The organism is Micrococcus sp. LASM2_SD2 (assembly GCF_057364565.1).
Window position 1 is genome coordinate 1 of record NZ_JBNFOB010000058.1, and the last position, 10,860, is coordinate 10,860.

The 10,860-nt window shown below is 71.9% G+C and carries 7 protein-coding genes and 2 pseudogenes; 4 read left to right on the plus strand and 5 right to left on the minus strand.

What is annotated here, in order from left to right; translation table 11 throughout:
* On the plus strand, window positions 1–1,970 hold a 1,970-nt coding region (locus tag AC2W7A_RS04990; protein WP_485990384.1), incomplete at its 5' end, for a ComEC/Rec2 family competence protein.
* A gap of 123 nt (window positions 1,971–2,093) precedes the next feature.
* Here the strand turns inward: AC2W7A_RS04990 and AC2W7A_RS04995 are convergent.
* Window positions 2,094–4,574, minus strand: coding sequence for an excinuclease ABC subunit UvrA (locus tag AC2W7A_RS04995; protein ID WP_485990385.1), 2,481 nt, complete (start codon window positions 4,572–4,574; stop codon window positions 2,094–2,096).
* Between the two features lie 23 nt (window positions 4,575–4,597).
* Between AC2W7A_RS04995 and holA the strand changes: the two genes are divergently transcribed.
* Complete coding sequence (holA, locus tag AC2W7A_RS05000) at window positions 4,598–5,620, plus strand: DNA polymerase III subunit delta (RefSeq protein WP_485990386.1); 1,023 nt, start codon at window positions 4,598–4,600, stop codon at window positions 5,618–5,620.
* 186 nt (window positions 5,621–5,806) lie between these two features.
* Here holA and rpsT read toward each other — a convergent pair whose 3' ends face one another.
* Complete coding sequence (rpsT, locus tag AC2W7A_RS05005) at window positions 5,807–6,073, minus strand: 30S ribosomal protein S20 (RefSeq protein WP_485990387.1); 267 nt, start codon at window positions 6,071–6,073, stop codon at window positions 5,807–5,809.
* A 313-nt stretch (window positions 6,074–6,386) separates the two neighbouring features.
* Window positions 6,387–6,956 carry a type II toxin-antitoxin system PemK/MazF family toxin gene (locus AC2W7A_RS05010; RefSeq protein WP_485990388.1) on the minus strand — a complete coding sequence of 190 codons (570 nt, stop codon included), beginning with the start codon at window positions 6,954–6,956 and terminating at the stop codon, window positions 6,387–6,389.
* Window positions 6,957–7,031: 75 nt separating this feature from the next.
* On the opposite strand from AC2W7A_RS05010, the gene lepA reads away from it, so the two are divergent.
* Complete coding sequence (lepA, locus tag AC2W7A_RS05015; protein WP_485990389.1) at window positions 7,032–8,888, plus strand: translation elongation factor 4; 1,857 nt, start codon at window positions 7,032–7,034, stop codon at window positions 8,886–8,888.
* A gap of 3 nt (window positions 8,889–8,891) precedes the next feature.
* Window positions 8,892–10,170 (plus strand): annotated as a pseudogene (gene hemW, locus AC2W7A_RS05020) (radical SAM family heme chaperone HemW).
* Between the two features lie 215 nt (window positions 10,171–10,385).
* Here hemW and AC2W7A_RS05025 read toward each other — a convergent pair.
* Entirely contained in the window at window positions 10,386–10,754 is a 369-nt protein-coding gene (locus AC2W7A_RS05025; RefSeq protein WP_485990390.1) for a DUF4870 domain-containing protein, read from the minus strand.
* Window positions 10,744–10,860, minus strand: a pseudogene (locus AC2W7A_RS05030) (acetylglutamate kinase); the annotation flags it as partial. The gene AC2W7A_RS05025 and the pseudogene AC2W7A_RS05030, both read right to left, overlap by 11 nt.

Genomic DNA, 10,860 nt, shown 5'->3' on the forward strand with positions numbered 1-10,860 from the left:
CCCCACCCGGCGAGCGCTCCACCGCCCACCCGGCCGCCCCGGAGGTCTCGCTGCCCTCCTCGGACGGCGCCCCCGGTTCTGCGGCGGGCGGCCGCGAGCTCCTGCGGGCCGCGTTCCGGGAGCAGGCGGAGGGATCCCTGGGCACGGCGGAGCAGCTGATCCCAGGGCTGGTCCTGGGCGACCGCAGCGCCCAGAGCCCGGAGACGGACCAGGCCATGAAGGACGCCGGGCTCTCCCACCTGAGCGCGGTCTCCGGGGCGAACTGTGCGCTGCTCGCCGGGGCCGTCAGCGGCCTGCTGCGCCTGTTCCGCGTCTCCCGCGCCGCCGTGCTGGCGGCCGTGCTGGCCACGCTAGTGGTCTTCGTGGTCGTCGTGGGCCCGGAGCCGTCGGTGCTGCGGGCGGCGGTGATGGGCGGGCTCGGAACCCTCGCCCTGTTCGGCGGCCGCTCCCGTCACGCGTTCACCCTGCTCTGCCTGGCCGGGACGTCGGTGATCGTCGCCGCGCCGGGCCTGGCCGCCGAGCCGGCGCTGCAGCTCTCCGTGGCCGCGACGGCCGGCATCATCCTTGGCGCGCGACCCGCGGAGGCCCGCCTGTACACCGCGTTCGGCCGGATCCTGCCCGGCTGGGCCGCACGGTGGCTCTCGGTCACCCTGGCGGTCACCACGTGTGCGCATCTGGCATGTCAGCCGATCCTGCTGGCGATGACCGGAACCGTGTCCAGCTATGCCGTGCCGGCGAACATACTCGCCGCCCCAGCCGTCGCCCCGATCACCGTGCTCGGCACCGCCGCGGCGGCGCTGGTGCTGGCGCTCCCTCCGGTCTCCGCCGTGTTGGTGTGGCTGATCCAGTTTCCGGCCGCCTACATCGGCCTGGTGGCACACACCTCGGCCGGGCTGCCGGGCGCCCTGAAGCCGTGGCCGGAGGGACCGCTCGGTGTGGGTCTGGGCGTGCTCACCGTGGCCGCGACCGTCGCCCTGTTCGCCGTGCTGCTGCGGGAGGAACGACGACGGCACGCTCCTGTCCGACGGATGGGCCCCTCCGCGCCGGGGCCGGGCCGACAGCTGACCGCCTCCGGTGTACTCGTGGCGGTGCTGCTCGCCTCCGGTGCCGGCGGCTACGCCGCCGTGGTCCTGCCGACCCCCACCGGCCGTGCCCCTGCGGACTGGGCGGTGGCGTTCTGCGATGTGGGTCAAGGGGACATGACGGTGTTGCGCAGCGGGACGGACCGGGCCGTCGTCGTGGACGTGGGGCCGGAGCCGGAGCCCGCAGAGTCCTGCCTGGACGCGCTCGGTGTCGCCCGGGTGGACGCCGTCCTGCTGACCCATCTGCACTCGGACCACACCGGGGGACTGCATGCTGCCACCGCGCGCGGGGCGCCCGTGGTCCGCCACGCGACCCGGGGCGAGGGCATCCCGGGCCTGGGCCTGCCGGCCGGGGCAGGCGAGGAGGCCGGCACGGATCCGCCCCCGGGATCCCGACGGCTGCGCACCGGGGACGACGAGACCAGCGGAGACGTGAGTTGGCAGGTGCTGCTGGCCGACCAGGACGCGTCCACGGAGAACGACGCGTCCGCACAGGTCCTCGCCACGGTGCGGACCGGCCGGGGGCCGCTGCGGGTGCTGCTGACCGGAGACATCGAGGAGGAGGCTGCGCAGGCCTGGCTCGGCGGCCGGCACCCCGCGGCCGCCCCGCCGCCGGAGCAGGTCCACCTGTACTCGGTGGCCCACCACGGAGCGCGCAACGCAGGTGCGGCGCTACCGCGCGCCGTCGCCGCGGACGCCTATGTGGTCTCGGCCGGACGGGACAACCCCTATGGGCATCCACACCCGCAGACCCTGCAGGCATTGGCCCCGCTGGGCGCCGTGTTGCGGACGGACCGCTCGGGGACGATCGTCGTCGGCTGGGAGCCTACGGAGGACGACGACCGGCCCCGCCTGAAGATCCGCGCCCTCGACACCGGCCCCGAATGACCCGCCGCCCCCTCTCGTTTTCGCTGACGAAACGGGAGCCGTGGCCGCGTTTTCGCCAGTGAAACGGGGGAGAGGGGAGGCCGTTCCCGTTTCGCTAGCGAAAGTGCACGAGCGGGGGAGGGATCAGGCGCGGAGGACCGCCGTGAGGAACGGGGCCGTCGACCCCTCGCCCCGGGCCGCGATCTGTTCGGGCGTCCCGGATGCCACCACGCGGCCCCCGTCCGGGCCGGCACCGGGGCCCATCTCCACCACATGGTCCGCCTGCGCCACCGCACGCATGTCCAGCTCCGCCATCACCACGGTGTTGCCCGCGTCGACGAGTGACTGCAGGTGCCGCATCAGCCGCTCGGCGTCGGCGGGGTGGAGGCCTGCGGTCGGCTCGTCCAGCACGTAGAGCGTGTCTCCGCCGGAGCCGCGCTGCAGCTCGGCGGCCAGCTTCATGCGCTGCGCCTCGCCGCCGGACAGGTCCGGGGCCGCATGGCCCAGCCGCAGATACCCCAGCCCCACGTCCTGCAGCACCGCCAGCGGACGCAGCGCCTTCGGCTCGTCGGCGAACACCTCACATGCCTGTTCGATGCTCAAGGCCAGCACGTCCGCGATGCTCAGCCCGTTCCACTCCACCTCGAGCACCTCGTCCCGGTACCGGGTGCCGCCGCAGTCCGTGCAGGGGCTGCGTACACCCGGCAGGAACAGCAGCTCCACCGTCACGGACCCCTCCCCCTCACAGGTGGGGCACCGGCCGCCGGAGGTGTTGAAGGAGAACGTGCCCGCGCCGAAGCCTCGCTCCGTGGCCGCCTCGGTCCTGGCGAAGAGCCGCCGTACCTCGTCAAAGAACCCGGTGTACGTCGCCACGGTGGACCGCGGGGTCCGGCCCACCGCCGTGTGGTCGATGGACACCACCCGACGGAGCCCGCCCACGCCCGAGGCGAGGGCGCCTTCGGAGGGCGTGCGGCCGTCGTCGTGCAAGGCGGCGTCCACCACCGCCGGCAGTGCCTGGGCGACCAGGGACGACTTGCCTGCCCCTGAGACGCCGGTGACCGCGGTGAGACAGCCGAGGGGGAGCCGCACGTCCAGGTCCTGCACCGTGTTGCACCGCACCCCGGTCAGCTCCAGGCACGCCTCCGGCTCACGCCGCGGACGTGCCGGATCGGCCGGACGGTCCGTGGACAGGTACCGGGCGGTCGCGGAGTCGGCCACGGACTGCAGCTGCTCCGGCGGACCGGCATGCAGGATCCTCCCGCCGTGCACGCCCGCGCCCGGACCGACGTCCACGATCACGTCCGCATGCCGCACCACGTCCATCGCGTGCTCGACCACCACCACCGTGTTGCCCTGCTCCTTCAGCCGCACCAGCAGGTCCACGAGCGCAGACATGTCCTGCGGGTGCAGTCCGGAGGACGGCTCGTCCAACACGTACACGACGCCGAACAGCTCCGCCGCCAGCTGCGTGGCCAGGCGCAGGCGCTGCAGCTCGCCGCCGGAGAGGGTGCCGGCGGCACGGTCCAGGCCCAGATACCCCAGGCCCAGCTCGACGATCGGTGCCAGCCTCGCCTGCAGATCCGTGCCGAGGCGGCGAGCCACCGCACGGCGTGACTGCGGCACCGCCTCAACCTGTCCGGCGGCCAGCCGCACCGCCAGCCCATGCACCTCGGACAGCGGCAGGGCGGAGGTCTCCGCGATGTCCCGGCCGTCCACGGTCACCTGCAGGGCCACCGGGCGGAGCCGTCGGCCCTGGCAGTCCGGGCACGGGGTCTGCGTGAGGAACTGCGCCACCCGGCGTCGGGTCCGGTCCGAGCCGGTGGAGGCGAAGGTGTCCAGCAGGTACCGGCGGGCACCGGTGAAGGTGCCCTGGTAGGCGTGGCGCTGCCCGGCGGCCTTGGCCGCCGCCAGCTCGGCGAGCGTCGGTGCGCCGCGCCAGCAGTCCACGGTGGGGTGCTCCTCGGTGAAGAGGATCCATTCACGCGTGTCCTCGGGAAGCTCGCGCCACGGGACGTCCACGTCCACGCCCAGGGACGTCAGCACGTCCCGCAGGTTGCCGCCGGCCCAGCCCTGCGGCCAGGACGCCACCGCCTTCTGCCGGATGGTGAGGGAGTCGTCCGGGACCATGTCCTCGGCGCGGGCGTCGTAGACGTGGCCGAGCCCTTCACAGGCCGGGCAGGCCCCCTGCGGAGTGTGCGGGGAGAACGCCTCGGCGAGGATCAGCTCCTTTCCTTCCGGGTAGGTCCCGGCACGCGAGTAGAGCATCCGCAGCAGGGCGGACAGTCCGGTCAGCGTGCCCACGTCCGAGCGGGCGCCACCCGTGGCCCCGCGGGACTGCTGCAGGGCGATCGCCGGGGGCATCCCCTCGAGCAGGTCCAGCTCCGGCGCGGCGGACTGGTCGATCAGCCGGCGGGCATAGGGGGACAGGGACTCCAGGTAGCGCCGCTGGGACTCGGCATAGAGTGTCCCGAACGCCAGGGAGGACTTCCCGGACCCGGAGACGCCGGTGACCGCCACGATCGCCTCGCGCGGCAGGTCCAGGTCCACGTCCTGCAGGTTGTTCAACCGTGCACCGCGCAGCCGGATCTTGCTGGGGCCTGTGGACGGGGCGGGGGAGGAGTGCATCCGTTCAGCCTAGGATGGACACCATGGCCGCAGCACGTTCCTCACGCCCCGCCCGGTCCCGCACGGCCGCGAACCCGCTGGCCTGGCGGCAGGCGCAGCCCGGGCCGCTGATGCTGCTCAAGGGCCCGGAGGACTATGCGGCCCGCTGGGTCACCGACCAGGTGCTGAAGGCCCTGAAGCAGCGACACGAGGCGATCGAGACCCACCGCTTCCGGGCCGCGGAATACCAGCCCGGCCAGCTGGCCATGGCCGCCAGCCCGTCCCTGTTCGCCGAACCCACGCTGATCATCGCCGAGGGCCTGGAGTCCATGAACGACGCGTTCCTCACGGACGCCCTGGACCTGGTCGCCTCCGGCCCGCCCGCCGACGATGTCACCCTGCTCCTGCGCCACACCGGCGGCAACCGCGGCAAGAAGCTCCTGGACGCCGTGGCCAAGGCCGGCACCGTGGTGGACTGCGCCGCCCTGAAGAAGGACGAGGACAAGATCGCCTTCGTCTACGCGGAGTTCAAGGACCACCGCCGCCGCATCGACGAGGAGGCGGCCCGCGCCCTCGTCCAGGCCACCGGCGCCTCGCTCACCGATCTCGCCTCCGCCTGCCACCAGCTGCTGGCGGACACCGAGGGGCAGCTCACCAAAGAGGTCGTGGACCGGTACTACGGCGGCCGCGTGGAGGCCACCAGCTTCGCCGTGGCGGACGCCGCGCTGGAGGGGCAGGCCGCCCGCGCGGTGGCCCTCACCCGGCATGCGCTGGCCACCGGTGTGCACCCGGTGATGCTCACCTCGGCTCTGGCCATGAAGGCCCGCCAGGTCGCCCGCGTCATCGACTCCCACGACGCCCCGAACCAGCTCGCCTCGGCCCTCGGCGTGGCCCCTTTCCAGATGAGGTTCATCCAGCAGGCCGCCCGGCACTGGAGCCCGGCGGGCATCGCGCAGGCGGTGGAGTGGATCGCCCAGGCGGACGCCGAGGTCAAGGGCGGCTCCCGCAACCCGGACTTTGCCGTGGAGCGAGCGGTCATCCGCGTCTCCACCGGCGTGCGACGCTGAGCAAGACGATGCTCGCGAGCCACGCGCGCGACTGACCCTGGGAAAGTGAGGGCGAAGTTTCCCGGAATAACGCCGCAATTCCGGGAAACTTCGCCCTCAAGCTGCCAGGGAACGGGACACCCCCCCGGACAGCAGAAGGCCCCGTCACCATCAGGTGACGGGGCCTTCATGCGAAGCGCTGGAGGCTCAGGCGCCCATGCGGTTCACGCGGGCGGCGATGCCGGACTTGCGGTTCGCAGCCTGGTTCTTGTGGATGACGCCCTTGGAGGCGGCCTTGTCCAGCTTGCGGGAGGCGGTCTTCAGGGCCTCGCCGGCAGCGGACTTGTCGCCCGCGGCGACGGCCTGGTTCACGGCGCGGATGGCGCTCTTCAGGCCGCTCTTCACGGAGACGTTGCGCTGGCGCGCCTTCTCGTTGGTGAGGATGCGCTTCTTCTGAGACTTGATGTTAGCCAAATCAGGTCCTTCATGTCGTCGGTGCCGGCACGTGGGCCGCACCGTCTGTACAGGGGTCGTAGAGGGCATCTCGGGTCCGGTGACTGAGTGGCGTGGGGAACACCTTGGTTCTCCGCCCCGAGGGTGTCCGTCGACCGACCGGACACAATGCCCACCACCTTACCAGCCGCCACTGGCCCGAAGGAACCGGGGGGAGCGGCGTGTCACACCGGTCGCGCCCGTCCTTCCCGACGACGGCACCCGCCTCCGCCTCGCGCCGCACCGGGCGCTCAACTCACCGAGCGCTCCGCTCGGCTGCCGACAGCGACCCGCCTCAGCGGATCCAGCCTCGGCGGTCGGCCAGGGCCGCCGCCACGTCGTCGAACCGAGCGCGGTCCAGCACACCGCCCTCGCGGCGCACGTCGCGCGGGTCCACACGGAGGATGCGGTCCAGCTTCACCTCGGAGGGGCGGCCCTTGGAGTCCCAGGCGCCGGCGCCGATGTCCACGTAGTCCGGGTCGGAGGTGTGGGCGTTGTTGCGGTCCTTGGAGGTGAGCATCAGGCCGAGGAGCCGGCCGTCGTCGTGCCCCACGATGAGCACGGGCCGGTCCTTGCCGCGGCCGTCCATCTCCTCGAAGGGGACCCACGTCCACACGACCTCGCCGGGGCCGGCCTCCGGGCCGGGGACCGGGTCGTACTCCACGCGGGTGCGGCCGCTGAAGTCTCCGGGGTAGCGGGACGTGCGCTGCGGGTCGTTCTGGACGCCGGCGCCGCCCTGGCGAGGTGCGGAGCCCGAGCCCCGGGGGCCCGGACCCTGCTGGCGACCTTCGCCGCCCTGCAGTCTCTTGACAGTGCGGTAGATCTGCCGGCCCATCCGGAGGGCACGCATGAGGTCGATGGCCATGGAAACGAGCCTACCGGTCCATGCATGGAAGAATGGGCCGTTGATCCATCTCTCCACGAGCGAAGGAAGTGTCCTGTGTCGCCTCTGGCGTCGAACCCGCCCGTGCCCGCGCGCACCGATCCCTCGGTGATCCGCAACTTCTGCATCATCGCGCACATCGACCACGGCAAGTCCACCCTGGCCGACCGCATGCTGCAGTGCACCGGCGTGGTCCAGCCGCGTGACATGAAGGCCCAGTACCTGGACCGCATGGACATCGAGCGCGAGCGCGGCATCACCATCAAGTCCCAGGCGGTGCGCATGCCGTGGGAGGTCGATGGCGTCAACTACGCGCTGAACATGATCGACACCCCGGGCCACGTGGACTTCACCTACGAGGTCTCCCGCTCCCTGGCCTCCTGTGAGGGTGCGATCCTCCTGGTGGACGCGGCACAGGGCATCGAGGCGCAGACCCTGGCCAACCTCTACCTGGCCATGGAGAACGAGCTCGAGATCATCCCGGTGCTCAACAAGATCGACCTGCCGGCGGCGGACCCGGACCGGTACGCCGCGGAGATCGCGCAGCTGATCGGCTGCGAGCCGGAGGACGTGCTGCGCGTGTCCGGCAAGACCGGCGTGGGTGTGCCGGAGCTGCTGGACCGCGTGGTCCAGGCCCTGCCGGCCCCGGAGGGCATGGCCGACGCCCCGGCTCGTGCCATGATCTTCGACTCCGTCTACGACACCTACCGCGGCGTGGTCACCTACGTCCGCGTGGTGGACGGCCAGCTCTCCCCGCGCGAGAAGATCCGCATGATGTCCACCGGCGCCACGCACGAGCTGCTGGAGATCGGCGTGTCCTCCCCGGAGCCGCAGCCCACCCAGGGCCTGGGCATGGGCGAGGTGGGCTACCTCATCACCGGCGTGAAGGACGTCCGCCAGTCCAAGGTGGGCGACACCGTCACGCTCGAGTCCGACCCGGCACCGGACGAGATCGGCGGCTACCGGGACCCGCAGCCGATGGTGTTCTCCGGCCTCTACCCGATCGACGGGTCGGACTACCCGGTGCTGCGCGACGCCCTGGACAAGCTCAAGCTCAACGACGCCGCCCTGAACTACGAGCCGGAGACCTCCGTGGCCCTCGGCTTCGGCTTCCGCGTGGGCTTCCTGGGCCTGCTGCACCTGGAGATCGTCCGTGAGCGCCTGGAGCGCGAGTTCGACCTGGACCTGATCTCCACGATGCCGAACGTGGTCTACCAGGTCACCACCGAGGACCGCACCGTGGTGGAGGTGACCAACCCGTCGGAGTTCCCGGAGGGCAAGATCCACGAGGTCCGCGAGCCCATGGCGGCGGCCACGATCATCGTGCCGGCCGAGTTCATCGGCGCCGTGATGGAGCTGTGCCAGTCCAAGCGAGGCAACCTGCAGGGCATGGACTACCTGTCCGAGGAGCGCGTGGAGATCCGCTACCGCATCCCGCTGGCGGAGATCGTCTTCGACTTCTTCGACTCCCTGAAGTCCCGCACCAAGGGCTACGCGTCCCTGAACTGGGGTGCGGACGGGGACCAGGCCGCGGACCTGGTCAAGGTGGACATCCTGCTGCAGGGCGACCAGGTGGACGCGTTCTCCGCGATCACCCACCGCGACTTCGCCTACTCCTACGGCACCATGATGACCGCGAAGCTCAAGGAGCTCATCCCGCGGCAGCAGTTCGAGGTGCCGATCCAGGCCGCCATCGGCTCGCGCATCATCGCCCGCGAGAACATCCGCGCGATCCGCAAGGACGTGCTCTCCAAGTGCTACGGCGGAGACATCTCCCGCAAGCGCAAGCTGCTGGAGAAGCAGAAGGAGGGCAAGAAGCGCATGAAGATGGTGGGCACCGTGGAGGTCCCGCAGGAGGCGTTCATCGCCGCGCTGTCCTCGGACTCCTCGTCCGCAGACAAGGGCAAGAAGTAAGGCGTGCCCGCCACCCTGCCGCTCGGCGAGCCCGTTCCCGACGACGGCCACCTCCCCGCCGCCTGCGCGGAGGCGGTCCGGGCGTCCCTCGCCTCGGATGCCTCGAGGACGTTCAGCCTGTATGTGCATGTGCCGTTCTGCACGGTGCGCTGCGGGTACTGCGACTTCAACACGTACACCGCCCCGGACCTGGGGCCGGGGGCGTCCCGCGGCGACTACGCGGACACGGCCGTGGCGGAGATCGGCTTCGCCGCGCGGTCGCTGCGGGAGTCCGGGGTCCCGGCCCGGCCATTGCACACGGTGTTCTTCGGCGGCGGCACGCCCACGCTGCTGCCGGCGGCGCACCTGGTGCGCATCCTGGACGCGGCGCGTGAGGCCTTCGGGATCGTCCCCGGCGCCGAGGTGACCGTGGAGGCCAACCCGGACACCGTGGACGAGTCCTACCTGCGCGAGCTGGCCGCCGGGGGAGTGACCCGGGTGTCCGTGGGCATGCAGTCCGCCGTGCCTCACGTGCTCGCCACGCTCGAGCGCACCCACCGGCCGGAGAACATCCCGGCCGCGGTGGAGGCGGCCCGCGCTGCCGGGCTGGACGTGTCCCTGGACCTGATCTACGGCACCCCGGGCGAGTCGCTCGAGGACTGGCGCGTCACGCTGCAGACCGCGATCGGCTGCCGCCCGGACCACATCAGCGCCTACTCGCTGATCGTGGAGGAGGGCACGAAGTTCGGCGCCCAGGTGGCCCGCGGCCAGGTGGCGGACGTCGATCCGGACGACCAAGCGGACAAGTACCTGCTCGCCGACGAGCTGCTGGAGCAGGCCGGCTTCCGCTGGTACGAGGTCTCCAACTGGGCGCACGACCGGCCGGACCGGCGAGCACCGCGCCAAGCACAACGTGGCCTACTGGCGGGACATGGACTGGTGGGGGATCGGCCCGGGGTCGCACTCGCACGTCGCCGGCGTGCGGTTCTGGAACGCCAAGCACCCGGCCGCCTACGCGCAGCGCCTGGCCACCGGCGTCACTCCGGCCGTGGGCCGTGAGATGCCGGACGCCGAGGCGCGGCTGCTCGAGCGGATCATGCTGAACGTGCGGATGGTCGAGGGGCTGGACGTGAAGGTCCTGGAGCAGGCCGAGGACGGGGGAGCGGCGGCCCGTGCCCGCATACCGCAGCTGATCGCGGACGGACTGGTCGACGGCCGGCTCGCCCTGGCCGGCCGCATCGTGCCCACGCTGGAGGGCCGTCTGCGCAACGACCACATCGTACGCGAGCTCGCCGGCTTCTGAGCTGCCCCTTCCCCACGGCGTTGGGGGCGAAGTTTCCCCTCATTCGCGCCGCAATGACGGGAAACTTCGCCCTCGACGTCACCGGGATCGTCGACGACTCGTCCGTCGATGCCGTACGCCATTGCACCTCCGGGCCCCACAGCCCACACCCCCACAACGACGACGGCGCCCTCCCCACGAAGGGGGAGAGCGCCGTGCGCTGGGGTCGCCGTCCGTCAGCGCAGGATGCGCAGGTTGAACGGGTAGCGGTACGGGCGGCCCTTGTTCACCTGGGAGCCGCCGAGGATGCCGTAGAACGCCATGACCATCCAGATCAGGGCGCCGAGGATCGCGAAGATCGGCCCGAGCACCGGGAGCTGGCCGAGGAAGAAGAACACGCCCATCAGCAGGGTCGGCGGCACGGCGAAGTTCAGCGCCTCCTTGGCCTCCTGTGCGGTGAAGGGTCCGCGATCCCGGTAGAGCAGCCAGATCGCCAGGGGCGCCACGAAGCCCACGGCCACGCCGAAGTGCGCCATGGTGGCCCGCTCGCGGTCCTGCTTCGCGGTCAGCGGGGCACCGGGGCCGGAAGTGGCGTCAGAGCGCATCGGGCACCACCTGGGTGCCGACGCCGGCCGAGGTGAAGACCTCCAGCAGCATCGAGTGGGGGCGGCGGCCGTCCACCACGTGGGCGCGGGGCACACCGGCGTCGAT

Bases quoted from the DNA above. Each gene is read 5' to 3' on its own strand.
- AC2W7A_RS05025 (WP_485990390.1), bottom strand. From the start codon at position 10,754: ATGCGCTCTGACGCCACTTCCGGCCCCGGTGCCCCGCTGACCGCGAAG.
- AC2W7A_RS04995 (WP_485990385.1), bottom strand. From the start codon at position 4,574: ATGCACTCCTCCCCCGCCCCGTCCACAGGCCCCAGCAAGATCCGGCTG.
- holA (WP_485990386.1), top strand. From the start codon at position 4,598: ATGGCCGCAGCACGTTCCTCACGCCCCGCCCGGTCCCGCACGGCCGCG.
- AC2W7A_RS05010 (WP_485990388.1), bottom strand. From the start codon at position 6,956: ATGGCCATCGACCTCATGCGTGCCCTCCGGATGGGCCGGCAGATCTAC.